We start from the raw sequence: 16,202 nt of genomic DNA, 5'->3' as shown, positions 1-16,202 counted from the left end.
CGGCCAACCGCTCATTCTCGGCCCGCAACACCCGGATCGTCTCCGCCTGCGCCACCACAAGCGCAGCAAGCTCGTCATACGACGGACGCTCACCCTCGGACACGTAGTGATCATCGCAGAACGACGACCACCACACGACCCGGGACCTGACTAGTTACCCGTCATTACCACTCACGAGGCGGTATGGGGTTAGAGGCGAAGGAATCCCATGTCCGGGAAGTGGGCGGGCGCGATGATCGCGCCGGTCTCCTCGGCCTCGGCGAGGAGCCGCTGCCGGGTGCGGAGCGCGAGGTCCGGGTCGAGGTCGCTGAGGAACCCGATCTCGGCGTCCGTCAGCTGTGCGGGCGTGTGCAGGACATCGCCGAGCAGCAGCAGGCGCTCGTCGTCCGCGGTGATGTCGAGGATGTAGTGACCCGGGGTGTGGCCGGGCGCGTGCCGCGCCACGATGCCGGGGGCGATCGGGACGTCGTCGCCGCTGATGGCCTCGACCAGACCCGCGCCGCGGGCGGTCTCCATGCCGACGCGGCCCCATTCGTCCGTGCCGGCGGGCTCGATCAGGGCTTCCCAGTCGAGTTGCCCGAAGACGACTCGCGCGCCGGGGAAGGTCAGGTCGCCTTCGGGGGCGATCCAGCCGGTGTGGTCGTTGTGCAGGTGGGTGAGGAAGACGGTGTCGATCTCGCTTACCGGGCAACCCGCCTTGTCCAGCGCCGCCGCGAGGTCGCCGCCGGTGCCCATGGCCGGAGTGGGGTCGCCCTTGGCGGGCGTCATCCCCTTGGGGAACGCGAATTCTCGCGGGCCGAGGCCGGTGTCGACGAGGATCGTGCGCCCGTTGCCGCGGATCAGGTACGCGCCGGTGGGGACGTGGACGGTGCCGTCTTCGTCGAGCACCTCCGGGTGGGCATCCGGGTCGAGGCCGGGGAAGAAGGCGACCGGCAGCCTGATGAGTCCGTCACCCAGTGCCTCGATCTCGATGTCGCCGATGGTGATGCCCACGAAACCCCCAAGGTCGGTCCGCTTGTCCGCGAACGACAACCGCCCGGGAGCCCGGTCTGTTCCCGGTTTCAGAGACCGGCCGGTTCCCGCAGTTCAGCGGTGGCGAAGCCGGCGAGTCGGCGGGCCTCGCGTCACCCGCGATCACCGGGGCCGTCAGGGAATCGTCACAACTCGTGGCCCGTGCCACCGCGGGAGCGAAGATCAGCCGAAACCGGATACGGTGTGCGTATGGAACGGAGCGCACAACGGCTGGGCCGCGCACTGGTGGTCATCGTGGACGATCGCGTCGCCCACGGCGAACACGAGGACAACACGGGACCGCTGGTCACGGAGCTGCTCGAAGAGGCGGGCTTCATCGTCGACGGCGTCGTGGTGGTCGAGGCCGAGACGGCCGCGATCCGCAACGCGCTCAACACCGCGGTGATCGGCGGGGCCGACCTGGTGATCACCGTCGGCGGCACCGGGGTCTCCCCGCGTGATCGCACGCCCGACGCGACAGCCGGGGTACTCGACCGCCCCATCCCGGGCATCGGCGAGGCATTGCGCGCGTCCGGCCTCGCCGCCGGCGCGGTGGACGCGGGTATCTCCCGCGGGCTCGTCGGCGTCTCAGGAAGCACGCTGGTGGTCAACCTCGCGGGTTCGCGCGCGGCGGTCCGCGACGGCATGGCGACGCTCTCGTCGCTGGTGCCGTACGTGATAGACCAGCTTTCCGGGCTCGAAGAGGCCTAGCTCTTGACGGCGGGTCCGGGCTCTGTCCCGGGCTCGCCCTTTTTGTCCTGGTGCAGCACCCCTTCCACACTTTCGGTGACCTTGCCGATCTTGTCCTCGAAGCGGCCACCGGTCACCTTGTTCGCCCCGGTCGCGCCGCCGTGACGCCCTTGGCCGCGGCATCGCCCGCCTTCTCGGCCAGCCCCTTCGCTTTGTCGACAATGCTCATGCGCTGACGGTCCCACCGGCCGGCGTGCCCCGCGATCGGTGCGAAAATGGACGTCATGCCAGGTGAAGACGAAGACAAGCGCCCTTCGGCGGCCTCTTCCGCGCAGAAGCGGCGCCGGGTCGACGAGATCTTCGGCGACGTCCTGCCGGACACGACCTCCGACGAGCGGGAGCCGGGTCAGCGCTCCCCGGACTCCGACTCGTGGTATCTGGAGAACCGGCCGCCTCATCACGACCGGTGATCCGGATCAACCCTGGCGGCTCTGCTGCGCGCGCAGGAGGTCGCGGATCTCGGTGAGCAGTTCGACGTCGGTCGGTTCCGTCGGTCCCGCCTCTTCGCCGCGCTTGCGCCGCTCCTGGATGTGCTTGACCGGCAGCACGATCACGAAGTAGACGACGGCGGCGACGAGCACGAAGTTGATCGCCGCGTTGATCACGCCACCGAAGTCGAGGAACGTGGCGTCGTTCGCGCTGAGGATGTTGAAACCCAGCCCTTTGGCGGCGTCCGAACCACCGATGGTGTTGATCAGCGGCTTGATCAGACCGTTCGTGAAGGCGGTGACGATCGACGTGAACGCGGCACCGATGACCACCGCGACCGCGAGATCGACGACGTTCCCGCGCATCAGGAAGTCCTTGAAACCCTTGAACAAGACGCTCTCCTCTTCACCTGGGACGGTTGCCGACCGTCCCTTCTCCGTACCGGGGGACGCAGGCGCCCGCCGGGGCAGGCGCGAGCTAGCGGAGGGTAACCGTTAAGGACCGTTCCAGCGAAGTGGCCGCCACCCGTGTCGCGATCGCGGTGGGCAGGGAGAGCAGCACCAAAGGTCCCTTGCTCCTCGCACTGGAATGCTTCGCCTCGGCGGTCTCCTGTTCGCCGACGGCGGCTACGACGGCCGTGCTGGCCAGCACGGACGCCTCACGGCCCGCTTCGGCGGCCGCGACGACGTCGACCCGCTGACCCGGCCGCAGGAGTGCGGCGATCCCGGCGTCGGCGAGCCTCACCGGCACGGTCGAACTTTCCGGACCACCCGTTCCGGGGGTGACCGCGGCCAGCACGCGGGCGTCGGTCAGTGGCTCACCCGCCCGCGCCGCTCCGACGAGCAGCCGTCCCACGACCGAGGCGGTCTGGCCGGTGGCACCCTGTGGACGGACGTCCTCCGGGACGTCGACGAGTTTGAGGTCTCCGGCGCGCAGCAACGTCCCGGCGGGCAGGTCACGGGCGGAGACCACGGTCGGGGTGCCGGGTGCGCCGCGGGCCGAGGCCGGCAGGAAGAGCGCGACCAGGCCGCCGAGCAGCAGGGACAGGGCGAGCCAGCGGCGGAGCAGCCGCGCTGGCCTGCCGTGGAGTCTTCGCAGGACGGGCAGATCGTAGAACATGGGATTCCCCTCGTCGATCGGTGATGCTCTCGACGCTAGGGGCGGTACCGGACCCGGGGAAAGAACGAAAACCCCCGGTTGTGGATAACCGGGGGCCTGTGGACAACTCGGGACGTCAGGAAGCCGCGGCGGCCGTTTTCGTCGTACCCGTGGAGGAAGATGCCGCGCTCTTGGTCTCCGACTTCGACTCGGTCTTCGACTCCGACTTGGTCTCGCTCTTGGCAGGCGCCGAGGTCGTGCCTGCCTTCGAGTCGCGCGAATCGGTGCGGTAGAAACCGCTGCCCTTGAAGACGACGCCGACCGAGCTGAAGACCTTGCGAAGCGGACCCGAGCACTGGGGGCACACGGTCAAGCTCGCGTCGGAGAACGACTGCACGGCCTCGAAAGCGTGGTCGCATTCCTTGCAGGCGTACTGGTAGGTGGGCACTGCTGCTCCTTCGTGCATTGGCACTCAGCCGACAAGAGTGCTAATACAACACGGTACCGGGGCATTCCGGCGCAGGTCAAACAAGGTTTCCCAAGGTCACATGACGGCCTGGTCACGCCCTCTGTTCCGTACCTGTTCGTTCATCGGTGAGTCCGGTGGCGGCCGGGCTGTGCAGGATGGTGCCTGAAGACCATCGAGAGGGAGTCACCGTGAGCGATCTTCGAGATCTCTTGGCCGACACCGTCGCCCGCGTGGCCGACTATCGCGAGCGCGTATCCGATACGCCGGTTTTTCCGGTCAGCACGGAAGGTGTCCGGGAAGAGCTCGGCGAGCTGCCCGAGAAGCCCTCCCCGCCGGCGGAGGTGATCCGGCGGCTGGCCGACGCCGTCGAGCCCGCGCTGGTGGCGACCACCGGGCCGAGGTACTTCGGGTTCGTCGTCGGTGGCGCGCTCGACGCGGCGACGGCGGCCGACATGTTGACGACCGGGTGGGATCAGGGCGCTTTCAACCAGATCACCTCGCCTGCGGCCGCGATCGTCGAGGACGTGGCGGGCGGGTGGCTCAAGGACCTCCTCGGTCTGCCGTCCGGCGCCTCCTTCGGGTTCGTGACCGGTGGTCAGGGCGCGAACACGGTCGGCCTGGCCGCGGCTCGCCATCACGTGCTGGCCCAGGCCGGGTGGGACGTCGAACGTCGCGGGTTGACCGGGGCGCCGCCGCTCCGGGTCGTCGCGAGCGAGGAGCGCCACGCCACGATCGACTGTTCCTTGCGCTTCCTCGGCTTGGGTACCGATGCCGTCGAACCGGTGCGCGCGAACGCGCAGGGCGCCATCGACATCGCCGATCTCGAACGGGTGCTCGACGGCCCCGCAATCGTTTGCCTCCAGGCGGGGAACGTGAACAGCGGTGCTTTCGACGATTTCGCGACCGCGATCCGGATCGCCCACGAGCATGGCGCGTGGGTGCACATCGACGGCGCGTTCGGGCTCTGGGCGGCGGCGAGCCCGGCGACCCGGCATCTCACCGAAGGGATCGAGCGCGCCGACTCGTGGGCTGTCGACGGGCACAAGTGGCTCAACGTCCCCTACGACTGCGGGTACGCCTTCTGTGCCCATCCCGACTCGCACAAGGCCGCGATGTCGGTCACGGCCGCTTACCTGACCGGGCAAGGAGACGGTGGCGTGCGAGCGCCGGGCGATTACGTGCCGGAGTCCTCACGCCGGGCGCGGGGATTCGCGACGTGGGCGGCGATCGGCGAGCTGGGGCGCGCGGGGATCGCCGAGATGGTCGAACGATGCTGCGCTCTGGCACGAAGGTTCGCCGAACAGCTCGACGCGTGTGAAGGCATCAGCGTCGTGAACGACGTGGTGCTGAACCAGGTTCTGGTGAGTTTCGGCGACAAGACGGACAGCGTGGTCGACGCCGTGCAGCGTTCCGGCGAGTGCTGGATGGGCGCGACCACCTGGCACGGCCGCCGGCTCATGCGGATTTCCGTCTCCAACTGGAGCACGACCGAGGAGGACGTCGATCGTGGTGTCGCCGCGATTCGAGCCGCTTGGGCGTCCGTGGCCGCCAGGGGATAGGCGTACCTCGTCCCGCTCAGCGTCCGCGAGGTCACGGCGCGGACGCTGAGCGTTCCGGGGAGTTCGGGCAGTGCCACGGCTCCGCGTGCGGGGAACGGCCCTCTACTCGGTCAACGACGGTATCGGCAGTGAACCGTGCGCGACCTCTCCCCGATTGCGCCGCGCCTGGTCCTTTTTGGACAGCGCGGCGCGGCCGGATCTTCGAGATTGTCGGCAAGCAAGAAGACGTTCCGCCTCGTGGCCGACTGTCACGCTCGGTGTCCGAGTCATCTCAAGGAGACCGAGGGACGGAGGGGCAGTGCAACCGCATCCCTGTGACTGCAGTCCGATGTGCGTGTTGCGGGCGACCAATCCGATGCAGATCCGGCCGACCCGCACGGGTGGCAAGACGTTCGCCTCGGCATCGGCTTATTGGAAGGCCGAGCCGGGGAGCGCGGATCTCGCGGGGCGGATCGTCCGTTACGTCGTACTGGCCAACGATCCCGCCGTGCCGGACGTCGCCGCCGACTACTGGATGCACAGCGAACGCTTCTACCGTGCCGTGGTCGACCCGCTCGAAGCCGCCATCGGCCACGATCCGGCGTACCGGCGGCTCGTCGCGCGGCCGACCGACACCTTCACCGAACGTCGGCTCGAAGAGCGTGTCGTCGCGTTGCTCGACGAAAACCCTGACCTGGCAAGGAACCTGGGGCAGGAAACCGACGCCGCGGACGACAACGTCTACATCAACTATTTCCGAGGCAGGCTCTACGACCCGGAAGCCGAGCCCGCCGGTCTCGACCGGCTGACGGAACTCGCTCGCGGCGTACGCTCGCGGCCGTCCGGTACCGGCGACGAGATCCTCGTCGTCGTTCCACTGTCCGATCGGGACGGTGCGGGCCGGATCCGGAATCTGACCGCCTGCTTGCTCGCGTTGCGCGACCAGACCTTTCCTGCCGACCGGTACCGGGTCACCGTGGTCGAATTCGACGAGAAGCCGCGGTGGAAGCACATCGTCGAGCCCTTGGCCGACCACTATGTGCACATCGAGGGCGAGGGACTGTTCAACAAGTCCTGGACGCTGAACGTGGGTGTCCGCGAAACCCTCGGCGCGGCAAGGACCCTGTGCCTGCTCGACGCGGACATCTTGGTGGACCGGGAATTCCTGGAGCGCAACCACGCCAGGTTCACCGACCAGCGGCACGACGCGCATCTGCCGCACACCGAGATGCTGTCGCTGGACGCGCCGTCGAGCGACTGGCTGATCGAGCGGCGATGCGGCGAGAACACCCCGGAAGCGCCGCTGGCCGGGGCGCGTGGGCTGCTGCTGCGTGACGTCCCCGGTGCCTGTCTGTGGACCCGGCCGGAGATCTTCCACCGCATCGGCGGCTTCGACGAGCGCTACAAGGGTTGGGGCGGCGAGGACGAAGACATGCTTTACCGCATCTCCGCGGCGGGCGACGTCACGCAGTACGACGACGTCTTCCTGCACCTCGCGCACCGGCGGCCACCGATGCGTGACGCCGAGGGCAAACCGTTCAACGCGCACGTGAAGGTGGGCAGCTGGACGGGCGAGTCCGGCTTCGGCGACGCGTCCGGCGTGGCGAGCGGCGATGAGTAGCGGGCCGGAAATCCATCCGGTGAAGGACGTGCGCCGCCAGCGGATCGCGATCTCGGGAATCTTCCTGATGGTCGGGATCATGCTCGGCTCGTGGTTCGCGCGCGTGCCGCAGTTGCGGATCGAACTAGGGCTGAACTTCGCGGAACTGGGCATGGTGCTGCTCGCCCAGACCGTCGGCGTCCTGGTGGCGATGCAGCTGGCGGGACAGCTGTCGAACCATCTCGACAGCCGGGCGGTCATCCGCGTCACTTCCCTTGTCCTGCCGTGGTTCCTGCCGCTGATGGCGGTGATGCCGGACGCGATCACCGCCGGTCTCGGCATGCTGACCTGGGGCGTCATCGCCGGTCTCCTCGACGTGTCCATGAACGCACAAGGCGTCGAAGTGGAACGGCGGGCGCGGCGGCCGGTGCTCAACAGCCTGCACGCGGTGTGGGGAATCGGGGCGTTGCTCGGCTCGGGCGGCACGGTGCTGGCCGTCCGCGCGGAATGGTCGCTGAGTTCGCATTTCTGGGTCGTTTCGGTGGTTCTCGTCGTCATCGCGCTGTTCAGCGGTCGTTGGCTGCTGACGGAATCTTCGGTCACGTCGTCTGTTTCGCGGCGGCCGTCGAGGGTCGGCTTCCTGTCCGGTTGGACGCGTGCGGTGATCGTCCTCGGCGGTCTCGGCGCGGCGGTGGCACTCTGCGAAGGCGCGGTGTCCAGCTGGGGCGGCGTCTTCCTGAGTGAGCAACGCGGGGCGGCGGCGAACATCGCTTCGCTGGGCTACTTCGCGTTCATCGTGGCGCAGACGGGGACGAGGCTCGTCGGTGACCGGCTGCACAGCCGATTCGGTGCCGTGGCCCTCGTCCGCTGGAGCATGGCGATGACCGGCGCGGGTGTGCTGGTGGCCGTCGCCGTGCCGAGCGTGTGGTTCGGCCTGGCCGGGCTCGCGATGGCGGGCTGTGGGCTCGCCGTGGCGATCCCGATCATCTCCAGCGCGGTCGGGCACGGCACGAAGTCCAACACCAGTCTCGCGATCGCGCGGTACAGCACGCTGCACAACGCCGGCGTGCTCTCCGGTCCGGCGATCTTCGGCTGGCTCGCGCAGACCTTCGGGATCAGTACGGCGTTGACGTTGCTGCTGGTGCCGCTCGGGGTGATCGTCGCCTTCGCCGCGGCCACGGCTCCCGCCGCGGTGCGTGCCGCGGCGGGCCGGTCGACGGGGTCTGCGCCGACGCCGACCCCGGAGAACGAGACGGAGCCGGTGGTTCCCCGGGCCGCGTAGAACTGTCGTGAGTAGCGATTCGGGCCGCTATAGAGGGCTGAGGCAAACGTGTCGTGGTGGAGTTGGCGGGAGCGGGCAACGGCGTGTGAAGGCCCCCTTCCTGCCGCTCAGCCGAGGAAACTCGACCTTCACACCTTGCCCAGTACATGATGGCCCCCTTCCTTGCGCCAGGCGCAAGGAAGGGGGCCATCATGTACTGAACGAGAGGGCGGCGGCGGTGGCCGTTCGGTACAGGTGGTCGTGAGTGGCGATTCGGGTTAGAACCCGAATCGCCACTCACGACCAACCTGACCCACCCCTCACCGAAAGCCTCAAGGCACTCTCTTCTGGGCGTGAAGGCTGGAACGCCGAATCACTCACGGCCTCGTGGTGTGGGCCGGTAGATCAGCTCCTGGGTGCGGCCGTCGAGCGTCCGGCTTTCGAGCAGGTCGAGGTCGAAATCGGCCGCGTCCTGGAAGATCGGGCGCTCGCCGGTCTGACCGGTGAGGACGGGGAAGATCGTCACCTGGACGCGGTCGACCAGCCCGGCGGCCATCAGCGTCCGGTTCAACGACAGGCTGCCGTGCGAACGCAGGGGTACGTCGGACTCCTCCTTGAGCCGGGCGATGACGTCGACGGCGTCACCGCTCGCGATGGTCGCGTCCGGCCAGTCGAGTTCCCGCAGCGTGTTCGACACGACCGTGGCCGGAAGGGCCCACATCCGGGTGACCCAAGGGTCGAGCGACTCCGGGCCGAGCGAAGACAGCATCCGCGCGTTGAGGGAGGCCGTAGCCGCCCCGAACACCATCCGCTGCGGCTCGTCGTACAGCGACAGGCGGCGTTCGAGCAGGTCGGGGCCTTGCTTGCCCCAGTAGCCACCCCAGTCGCCGCTGTGCGAACCGAAGCCGTCGAGGCTGCAGAAGATATCGAAGGTGTAGGGGACGGTCATGGCGCTCTCCTGGCGGTGCGGCCGGTCCGTCGCCGGCCTCTCACCCTGGCTACGAACGCGCTCGACGCGAATCGACACCTCCGGGAACAAAGTTTCGCGGGTACAGGAGGTGGTCACCCAGCCGGTTCGCGAAGCCGTCCGGATCCCAGATGAAGCCGCCGTGGTCGCTGGGGAACTCGACCACCGGTAGACCCAGTTCGTCGGCGAGTGCCACGCAGGTCCGCCGGGTGAGCAGGCCGCCGGAATCCGCGCCGAGGCCGATCACGACCCGGACCGGGCCGTCGCGCAGCGCGTCGAGGTCGGGGGTATAGCGGGTGGTCTCGCGCAGCTCGTGGACGAAGAAGCGGCGCCCGTCCTCCAGATCCTGCTCGGGGGAGTCGCCGGGCGGCGGGCCTGCTTCATCGTCCTCGTAGCCGGACGTGCGCAGGAACATCCGCCACGCCGCCTCGAGGCCGTCGGTTTCGAACGCCCTCACGATCGCGTCGACCCCGGCGTGCCGTTCCGGCGCGTCCGGCAGCAGGTTCAGCACTGGAGGCTCGTGCGCGACGACCGTCCGGATCCGGCCGGGGTGGCGGGCGGCGAGCGCGAGGGTGGTCATGGCGCCGCCGCTGGAGCCGAACACGTCGGCCGTTTCGGCACCCAGGTCGTCCAGGATCGCGACGACGTCTTCGGCGCGCATGAGGGGCGTCGAGTCCTGATCCGGGTCGTCCAGCTTGCTCCGGAAAATGCCCCGCGGGTCATGGGTCACCACGGTGAACCGGTCCGCCAGCGCGTCGGCCAGCGGCGCGAAGGCGTCCGCTCCCATCGGTGAGCCCATGGCGAGGAGCAGTGGCCCGGCGCCGCGGACTTCATAGTACAGCCGCCCGCCGTCGACGACGATTTCGTTCCTGCTGGTCATCTCGGTCGTCCTCCTCGATCGTCCCACCTGTCGGGTGGTGTCCAGGGTGTGACTCCGGGCCGACGCGAACTCATCGCTCGCGTCCGGCGGGTTCGGATATTCACCCGTTCGCAGGCAGCCGGCGGTGGTCGCGAGAGAGCACGGAACCGCATTGACCGGGTGAACGAGGACGAGGACGACTCGAGATCATCCAGAAGGAGATCGGCGACAAGGTCGTCGTGCACCTGACCAAGCGGATTTCCTGAAACAGCGCGCGAAGAAGAACCGGACCCTGCCGCTAGCCGGGGACCGGAGCGTCCACAAGGGACGCCAGCAGTTCCCGCACGCGGCGGTCCATGTCGTCCCGTAACGGCCGGATGCCGGAGATCCCTTCGATCTCCGGGTCGGGGACGACCCACTCGACGTACCGCGTTCCCTCGGCGACGGGATAGGTCCGGCAGCCCATGGTGATCACGATGTCGGCCGCCGCGACGTCGGCGTAGGTGACCCGACTCGGCACCTCCGCCGAAATGTCGACGTCCCATTCCGCCAGCGCCCCGGCCACCAGCGGGTTGATTTTCTCCGCCGGATCGCAGCCGGCGGACCGTACGGTGACCCTGCCGAATCCGTGATGCTTGAGCAGGGCGGCCGCCATCTGCGACCGGCTCGCGTTGTGCACGCACACGAACAGGATTTCCGTCATCACGCCGTCCGTTCTTCCGGTGATGTGTCCTGGTACCGAGATTACCCGTGAAAACGTCATCCATCGCGGGTGCGGAAGAGAGTGGCAATCGAGGAGAACCGCACCTTTTCCGGCACCCGCGCATACCGGGAGAAGAGCGGGCTTCACCGGCGCGGCACACTCTCCGATACCCGTAGAAGACGGCGAGGGTTATCGATGACCGAAGTACGGCTCAGTGGCGCCGTGATGGCGCATCCCAGTCGAGGGGAAGCGGCGGCGAAACTCGCGCGACTCGACCCCGCGGGCGCGCTGCGGGTGGTACTGGACCCGCGACCGGACGGGCCGCCGACGACGTCACGGACGGTACGGCTGGCCTGGAGCGGCGTTCCCGACGACGCGACACACTTTCTCGTGCTGCAGGACGACGTCGAGCTCGCGGACGGTTTCTTCGAGCACGCGCGGAAAGCGGCCGGAAGATTTCCCGATGACGCCGTCGCCTTCTACGCCAACTGGAACTCCCGTAACGGCGCGGCGGTGCGGATGGCCGCGGCCGCCGGTGCGGCCTGGGCGACCGCGGTCAACGAATACGCGCCTTGCGTCGCCATGATGCTGCCCGCGGCGATCGCGCGCGGTTACACCCCCTACGCCGACGAACATCCGGACGGCTGGCCGTGTGACGTGCTCATGTTCCGGTATCTGAAGGCCGTCGGGGTGCCGATCCGCATCGCCGTGCCCAATACCGTCGAACATTCCGGTCTGCCCAGCGTCGCCGGTAACGACGCGCACGGGCTCCGGCGTTCTTCCTGTTTCTCCGGTGTCGCGCCTTCGGATGCCGATGGCGCGATCGTCGAGCACGAGATGATTCCCTTCCACAAGCACGTCACGTCGGAATGCGCCGTGCGCGCCGACGGGTACTGGGAATACCTCGGAACAGAACGGCTCCTGCGGCGATCGGGGATTTCGCCGCAGGAGTGCAGAACCGAATTCGAGCGGGGCGGCGATCTTTCCGAAGGCGCCTGGCAGACCTGGTTGACGGCGTTCGCCATGGGACTGTCCTCTGTGGACGCCGTAGCGGGCGAGCCGCTGGATCTCGCGCTCGCGAGCATCGGACCGGGCGGTCTTTGTGACCGGCTCACCGCGCCCGAGATCGAGGCGATCACGGCTTCCCACGACGAAGTCGCGATCGATGCCTTCACCGCGGGGCGGGCGAGGGCTTCCCGCCCCCGCCGTCCGCGGGCGGGAAGCGGGCTGCAGGTCGCGCTCACCGGAAGCGGCCCCCTCGCGAAGTACTTGGCCCGGTTGCTGGCCGAACTCGGTCACGAGATCGTCGACGGTGAAGCCGCTTCCGCTTCGACGCGGCTCGTCCATCTCGGGGAAGAGACGGATCCGGGCGTATTCTGCGCCATCGTCGACACCGGCGCGCGTGAACACGTCCTGCGGTTCGCGACGCCGATCGGTCCGCACACCCCGGCGGATTCCGAAGTGGCGCACTGGATCCAGCTGGCGTGGACGCGTGAGGCACTGCGGGTCGATCCCGATCGCGTCCACCAGTTCACCGACGTGCGAGACATGGCGAGCGCGATCGACGCCGTGCTGACCGGCGCACCGGTCGCTCCGGTGTACGACATCGCGACGGCCACGCTCACCGGGAGCGAACTGGCGAAGATCGTCTGCGCGGCGGTTCGTTCCGTGCCGATCGAGACCGCGACTTCACCGTCGGAGACGGCCGTGCTGAAGCTGGGTCTCGCCGCGGCCGAACTCGGCTGGACAGCCACCGTCCCGGCCGACGATGCCGTCCGCGCCTTCGGGAAATGGCTGGCCTACGACCGGGAATGGGACCGATGAGGATCCTCGTCGCCGGGCCGGTCCCCGAAGCGAGCGACTACGGCAACGGCGTCACCGCGCGCCGCTGGGCACGGCTGTTCCGGGAACTCGGGCACGAGGTCCGGGTGGTCGAGGACTACGACGGCGGCACCTACGACCTGCTCGTCGCCTTGCACGCCCGCAAGAGCGAGGCCGCGATCCGGGCTTTCTCCCTCGGCTGTCCCAGCGCCCCGATCGTGATCGCGCTGACCGGCACCGACCTCTACCCGGACCTGGTCACCGGCGGGGTCGACCTGACCCTGCTCGACGGCGCCGCGCGTATCGTCGTCCTTCAGTCGCAAGGAGTCCGGCAGGTCCCGGCCGGGTTGCGGAGCCGGACCAGGGTGATCACCCAGTCGATGCCACCGATCCCGGGGGAGGCGCCTGCCGAGGATCGGTTCGAGATCGCCTTCCTCGCGCACGCCAGGCCGGTCAAGGATCCCCTGCGGCTGAGCGAGGCGGTGCGTCTGCTGCCGCCGTCGTCGCGGATCACCGTGACCCACGTCGGCGGTGTCCGCGAGGACGACATCGGCGACCGGCTGCGCGCCGAATCCGCGGAGAACCCGCGCTATTCGTGGCTCGGCCCGTTGCCGCGGCCCGAAGCTCTCGCCGTACTCGCCCGAAGCCGCCTGCTGGTGCTCACCTCGCTGCACGAGGGCGGAGCGAACGTGGTCACCGAAGCGCTCGCCGCGGGCGTCCCGATCGTCTCCACCCGCATTCCGGGTTCGATCGGCTTGCTCGGCGCGGACTACGCTGGCTACTTCCCCGTCGGTGACACGGAAGCGCTCGCCGCCGTCCTCGACGCCGTCGAACACGACCGCGCAGGTCTTCACACCCGGTTACGGCGGCAGTGCGCCGCTCGCCGCGCTTCGGTCGACCCGGAGCGCGAAACCGAGGCCTGGAAACGGCTGCTCGCCGAAGCGATCCCCGCGAAGGCCGGATACGAGGGAGTGCGATGAAACTCAGGAAAAGTGTTCCGAAGGTCGGCGGGGGCGGGGTCCACCGGGAGTTCACCGCCGAGCAGACCTACGCGCGGATCGAGCCGCATCTGCGGCGCGCCGGGGTCACCCGGGTCGCGGAGATCACCTGGCTCGACCGGGTCGGCATCCCGGTCTACAACGCCATCGCGCCCCGATCCAACGACATCATCTCCGTCTACAACGGCAAGGGCCTGCGGAACATCGACGCCAAGACCTCCGCGGCGATGGAGGCGATCGAGCGGTTCTCCGCCGCGCTGCCGGTGCGGCCGCAGGTCATCGCCTCCTACCAGGAACTGGTCGCCGAAGGCCGCACGGTGCTGGACCCGCGTGAGAACAACGCCGAGCTTTCCGCGCACTACCGCGACGATCTGCCGATCTCGTGGGTCGAGGCCCACGACCTGATGAACGCCGAATCGATCCTCATCCCGCAGGCGTGCGCCGTCTACGGGCTGAAGTTCCACGAACCCCCTTGCTACAAGGTGCTTTCCACCAACGGACTGGCGTCAGGCAACAGCGTCGAAGAGGCCATTTGCCACGCGCTCACCGAACTGATCGAACGCGATTCGATGACCAACGCCGAACTCGTGAGCAGCCAGCTCGCCCAGGTGCTGGAGAAGGGTGTCTTCGTCGATCCGCAGCCCGAGCACCTCACGTCGTATCTGCGCGAACTGCATCCGCACGTGGACCTGGAGACCCTGCCGCCGCTGGCGAAGTCCCTCGTGGACAAATTCCACGACGCCGGGCTGAAGATGCGGATCGTGCACATCACCTCGGATCTGGAGATCCCGAGTTTTCTCGCTGCCACCTCCGAAGACCTCGGCCCGACGACGTCACAGGGGCACGGCGGGTTCGGCACGCATCCCGACGCGAACGTCGCGCTGATCCGCGCCATCACCGAATGCGCGCAGGGCCGCGCGGTCGACATCCAGGCGATGCGCGAGGACATCCGGCTCCCGACCGAGAACGTGTCCAAGTACCAGAACCACGTCCAGCGGTCGGCGACCATCGACAAGGGCGCGTGGGCATGGCAGCCGATGCGCAAACAGGTCGCGTTCGACGACATCCCGTCGTGGACCACCGACGACGTGATGACCGACATCGAGCTGATCCTGGACCGGCTCCGCGCCGCCGGCCTCGAACGCGCGCTCGCCGTCGACCTCTCACCGCCGGGGATCCCGGTCAGCGTCGTGCGGGTGATCGTGCCGCGGCTCGAATCGTGGGCCGTCGACCACTGCAAGATCGGGCCGCGCGGGGCGACGGTCTGGAACAACGCCCTGCTCGAACTGTCGGCACGCAAGCGCGCCGCCGAACTTTCCAAGCCCGCCTAGGAGATCCGCCATGCGCGCAGTGGTTTTCATCGGCCCGAGCATCGACCGGGAAGCGGCGGCGGCCGAACTCGACGTCGAGTTCCTGCCCCCGGTCAAACGAGGGGACCTCGCCGAACTGCTGGCCCGGCCGGAGCCGCCGGAGGCCATCGGCATCGTGGACGGCCGGTTCCTGCAGAGCCTGTGCGTCTCGCCGAAGGAGGTGCTCGAGGCGATGGACCGCGGGGTGACGATGTTCGGCTCGTCGAGTATGGGTGCCTTGCGGGCGGCGGAATGCTCGCCGTTCGGCATGGTCGGCGTCGGCAAGATCTACGAGGAATACTTCTCCGGGCGGATCGACGCCGACGACGAGGTCGCCGTCACCTACGACGAAGAAAACCTTTCGGCGCTGTCCGAACCGATGGTCAACCTGCGGTTCGCCATCGCCGCCGGTGTCGAGGAAGGCGCGTTCGCCTCGGAAACGGGGGAGCGGTTCCTCGAAATCGCCAAGGAACTCTACTTCCCGCAGCGCGTCACCCGGACCGTGCTCATGTTGCTGCGCCGGGAAATCCCGGCGGACGAGCACGCCAGGATCGCCGCCTTCTTCGACGGCGGCGCCCCCGACACGAAACGCGAGGACGCACTGCTGCTTCTCGCGGCGATGCGTGACTTCCTCGATCCGGCCGGGAAACCGCGGATCAAATCCGTCGAATCCCGAGGTGCACTGTGAGCATTCCCGTTCCGCGACCGCTTCCCGAGGGACCGGTCGACCCGTCGCTCGCCCCGCTGGCCGGGTTCAGCCCCGAACAACTCGAACGGTTCCTGGAGGCCGTGCGGACGTCGTCCGACGGTGTCCAGGGCACGCTGGAGTCCCTGACCATGACGATCATGACCTCGATCGAGTGACCCGGCCGATCAGGAATCGAGAAGCGCCGGACACCGGTCTCACCTAGCGTGACCACCATGGACATCAGCATTCACGGGAGCTTCCTCCCGCAGAACGACCCCGAGGCCGCTCTGGCGTTCTATCGCGACATCCTGGGCTTCGAGGTGCGCAACGACGTGGGCTACGACGGCATGCGCTGGATCACCGTCGGTCCGCCCGGGCAGCCCGTGTCGATCGTGCTGCACCCGCCCGCCGTCGACCCGGGGATCACCGAAGACGAACGCCGCGTCATCACCGAGATGATGGCCAAGGGGACGTACGCGAGCATCCTGTTCTCCTCGGACGACCTCGACGGCCTCTTCAAGCAGCTCGCGGAGGCGGGCGCCGAGATCATCCAGGAGCCGACCGACCAGCCGTACGGCTTGCGGGACGGCGCCGTCCGTGACCCCGCCGGGAACCTGATCCGTATCCAGCAGCGCGTTTGACCCACTGGCCCGGCGGACGG

Annotated in this window: 18 protein-coding genes; 11 read left to right on the top strand and 7 right to left on the bottom strand. The window is 68.4% G+C overall.

Annotated elements, in window-relative coordinates; genetic code table 11:
* Positions 1–189 precede the first annotated feature (189 nt).
* Complete coding sequence (locus tag ACZ54P_RS17800) at positions 190–993, bottom strand: MBL fold metallo-hydrolase (RefSeq protein WP_465462613.1); 804 nt, start codon at positions 991–993, stop codon at positions 190–192.
* A 228-nt stretch (positions 994–1,221) separates the two neighbouring features.
* Between ACZ54P_RS17800 and ACZ54P_RS17795 the strand changes: the two genes are divergently transcribed.
* A complete protein-coding gene (locus tag ACZ54P_RS17795) occupies positions 1,222–1,722 on the top strand; it encodes a MogA/MoaB family molybdenum cofactor biosynthesis protein (RefSeq protein ID WP_465462612.1) in 501 nt (166 codons plus the stop codon).
* A gap of 263 nt (positions 1,723–1,985) precedes the next feature.
* Positions 1,986–2,171 carry a hypothetical protein gene (locus ACZ54P_RS17790; RefSeq protein WP_465462611.1) on the top strand — a complete coding sequence of 62 codons (186 nt, stop codon included), beginning with the start codon at positions 1,986–1,988 and terminating at the stop codon, positions 2,169–2,171.
* 6 nt (positions 2,172–2,177) lie between these two features.
* On the opposite strand, the gene mscL is transcribed toward ACZ54P_RS17790, so the two are convergent.
* The 3 genes from mscL to ACZ54P_RS17775 all read right to left on the bottom strand — a co-directional run bounded on the left by mscL (position 2,178) and on the right by ACZ54P_RS17775 (position 3,736).
* A complete protein-coding gene (gene mscL / locus ACZ54P_RS17785; RefSeq protein WP_465462610.1) occupies positions 2,178–2,582 on the bottom strand; it encodes a large-conductance mechanosensitive channel protein MscL in 405 nt (134 codons plus the stop codon).
* An 85-nt stretch (positions 2,583–2,667) separates the two neighbouring features.
* A complete protein-coding gene (locus ACZ54P_RS17780; RefSeq protein ID WP_465462609.1) occupies positions 2,668–3,309 on the bottom strand; it encodes an SAF domain-containing protein in 642 nt (213 codons plus the stop codon).
* Positions 3,310–3,424: 115 nt separating this feature from the next.
* Positions 3,425–3,736 (bottom strand): FmdB family zinc ribbon protein, encoded by a 312-nt coding sequence (locus ACZ54P_RS17775; protein WP_465462608.1) that lies wholly within the window; start codon positions 3,734–3,736, stop codon positions 3,425–3,427.
* 209 nt (positions 3,737–3,945) lie between these two features.
* Here ACZ54P_RS17775 and ACZ54P_RS17770 point away from each other — a divergent pair, with 209 nt between their 5' ends.
* The 3 genes from ACZ54P_RS17770 (at position 3,946) to ACZ54P_RS17760 (ending at position 8,177) form a co-directional block, all read left to right on the top strand.
* Positions 3,946–5,316, top strand: coding sequence for a pyridoxal phosphate-dependent decarboxylase family protein (locus ACZ54P_RS17770; RefSeq protein ID WP_465462607.1), 1,371 nt, complete (start codon positions 3,946–3,948; stop codon positions 5,314–5,316).
* A gap of 328 nt (positions 5,317–5,644) precedes the next feature.
* The gene (locus tag ACZ54P_RS17765; protein ID WP_465462606.1) at positions 5,645–6,916 is read left to right on the top strand and encodes a glycosyltransferase family 2 protein; all 1,272 of its coding nucleotides are present in this window, start codon (positions 5,645–5,647) and stop codon (positions 6,914–6,916) included.
* A complete protein-coding gene (locus ACZ54P_RS17760; RefSeq protein WP_465462605.1) occupies positions 6,909–8,177 on the top strand; it encodes an MFS transporter in 1,269 nt (422 codons plus the stop codon). Before ACZ54P_RS17765 ends, ACZ54P_RS17760 begins: the two co-directional genes overlap by 8 nt.
* Before the next feature lie 352 nt (positions 8,178–8,529).
* On the opposite strand, the gene ACZ54P_RS17755 is transcribed toward ACZ54P_RS17760, so the two are convergent.
* The 3 genes from ACZ54P_RS17755 to ACZ54P_RS17745 form a co-directional block, all read right to left on the bottom strand.
* A complete protein-coding gene (locus ACZ54P_RS17755; RefSeq protein ID WP_465462604.1) occupies positions 8,530–9,105 on the bottom strand; it encodes a dihydrofolate reductase family protein in 576 nt (191 codons plus the stop codon).
* A gap of 49 nt (positions 9,106–9,154) precedes the next feature.
* Positions 9,155–10,003 (bottom strand): alpha/beta fold hydrolase, encoded by an 849-nt coding sequence (locus ACZ54P_RS17750; protein WP_465462603.1) that lies wholly within the window; start codon positions 10,001–10,003, stop codon positions 9,155–9,157.
* A 277-nt stretch (positions 10,004–10,280) separates the two neighbouring features.
* Positions 10,281–10,685 (bottom strand): arsenate-mycothiol transferase ArsC, encoded by a 405-nt coding sequence (locus ACZ54P_RS17745; RefSeq protein ID WP_465462602.1) that lies wholly within the window; start codon positions 10,683–10,685, stop codon positions 10,281–10,283.
* Between the two features lie 195 nt (positions 10,686–10,880).
* Between ACZ54P_RS17745 and ACZ54P_RS17740 the strand changes: the two genes are divergently transcribed.
* The 6 genes from ACZ54P_RS17740 to ACZ54P_RS17715 are packed head-to-tail and all read left to right on the top strand — an operon-like array spanning position 10,881 to position 16,182.
* On the top strand, positions 10,881–12,509 hold the full coding sequence (locus ACZ54P_RS17740; RefSeq protein WP_465462601.1) for an NAD-dependent epimerase/dehydratase family protein: 1,629 nt from the start codon (positions 10,881–10,883) through the stop codon (positions 12,507–12,509).
* Positions 12,506–13,486, top strand: a complete 981-nt coding sequence (gene senB / locus ACZ54P_RS17735; RefSeq protein ID WP_465462600.1) for a selenoneine biosynthesis selenosugar synthase SenB — start codon at positions 12,506–12,508, stop codon at positions 13,484–13,486. The genes ACZ54P_RS17740 and senB overlap by 4 nt, the downstream gene beginning before the upstream one ends.
* Complete coding sequence (locus ACZ54P_RS17730) at positions 13,483–14,835, top strand: YcaO-like family protein (protein WP_465462599.1); 1,353 nt, start codon at positions 13,483–13,485, stop codon at positions 14,833–14,835. Before senB ends, ACZ54P_RS17730 begins: the two co-directional genes overlap by 4 nt.
* 10 nt (positions 14,836–14,845) lie before the next feature.
* The gene (locus ACZ54P_RS17725) at positions 14,846–15,541 is read left to right on the top strand and encodes a TfuA-like protein (protein ID WP_465462598.1); all 696 of its coding nucleotides are present in this window, start codon (positions 14,846–14,848) and stop codon (positions 15,539–15,541) included.
* On the top strand, positions 15,538–15,717 hold the full coding sequence (locus tag ACZ54P_RS17720; protein ID WP_465462597.1) for a hypothetical protein: 180 nt from the start codon (positions 15,538–15,540) through the stop codon (positions 15,715–15,717). The genes ACZ54P_RS17725 and ACZ54P_RS17720 overlap by 4 nt, the downstream gene beginning before the upstream one ends.
* A 57-nt stretch (positions 15,718–15,774) precedes the next feature.
* Positions 15,775–16,182, top strand: coding sequence for a VOC family protein (locus ACZ54P_RS17715; protein WP_465462596.1), 408 nt, complete (start codon positions 15,775–15,777; stop codon positions 16,180–16,182).
* Positions 16,183–16,202: the final 20 nt, after the last annotated feature.

The sequence above is a fragment of the Amycolatopsis sp. NPDC034160 genome, from assembly GCF_055575355.1.
This window is presented reverse-complemented; position numbering and strand designations above follow the sequence as displayed.

Excerpts from the sequence above, each read along its gene's own strand:
- senB (WP_465462600.1), top strand. The coding sequence starts at position 12,506 with ATGAGGATCCTCGTCGCCGGGCCGGTCCCCGAAGCGAGCGACTACGGC.
- ACZ54P_RS17765 (WP_465462606.1), top strand. The coding sequence starts at position 5,645 with ATGTGCGTGTTGCGGGCGACCAATCCGATGCAGATCCGGCCGACCCGC.
- ACZ54P_RS17750 (WP_465462603.1), bottom strand. The coding sequence starts at position 10,003 with ATGACCAGCAGGAACGAAATCGTCGTCGACGGCGGGCGGCTGTACTAT.
- ACZ54P_RS17790 (WP_465462611.1), top strand. The coding sequence starts at position 1,986 with ATGCCAGGTGAAGACGAAGACAAGCGCCCTTCGGCGGCCTCTTCCGCG.
- ACZ54P_RS17760 (WP_465462605.1), top strand. The coding sequence starts at position 6,909 with ATGAGTAGCGGGCCGGAAATCCATCCGGTGAAGGACGTGCGCCGCCAG.
- ACZ54P_RS17780 (WP_465462609.1), bottom strand. The coding sequence starts at position 3,309 with ATGTTCTACGATCTGCCCGTCCTGCGAAGACTCCACGGCAGGCCAGCG.
- ACZ54P_RS17795 (WP_465462612.1), top strand. The coding sequence starts at position 1,222 with ATGGAACGGAGCGCACAACGGCTGGGCCGCGCACTGGTGGTCATCGTG.
- ACZ54P_RS17725 (WP_465462598.1), top strand. The coding sequence starts at position 14,846 with ATGCGCGCAGTGGTTTTCATCGGCCCGAGCATCGACCGGGAAGCGGCG.
- ACZ54P_RS17755 (WP_465462604.1), bottom strand. The coding sequence starts at position 9,105 with ATGACCGTCCCCTACACCTTCGATATCTTCTGCAGCCTCGACGGCTTC.
- ACZ54P_RS17715 (WP_465462596.1), top strand. The coding sequence starts at position 15,775 with ATGGACATCAGCATTCACGGGAGCTTCCTCCCGCAGAACGACCCCGAG.
- ACZ54P_RS17740 (WP_465462601.1), top strand. The coding sequence starts at position 10,881 with ATGACCGAAGTACGGCTCAGTGGCGCCGTGATGGCGCATCCCAGTCGA.
- ACZ54P_RS17745 (WP_465462602.1), bottom strand. The coding sequence starts at position 10,685 with ATGACGGAAATCCTGTTCGTGTGCGTGCACAACGCGAGCCGGTCGCAG.
- ACZ54P_RS17730 (WP_465462599.1), top strand. The coding sequence starts at position 13,483 with ATGAAACTCAGGAAAAGTGTTCCGAAGGTCGGCGGGGGCGGGGTCCAC.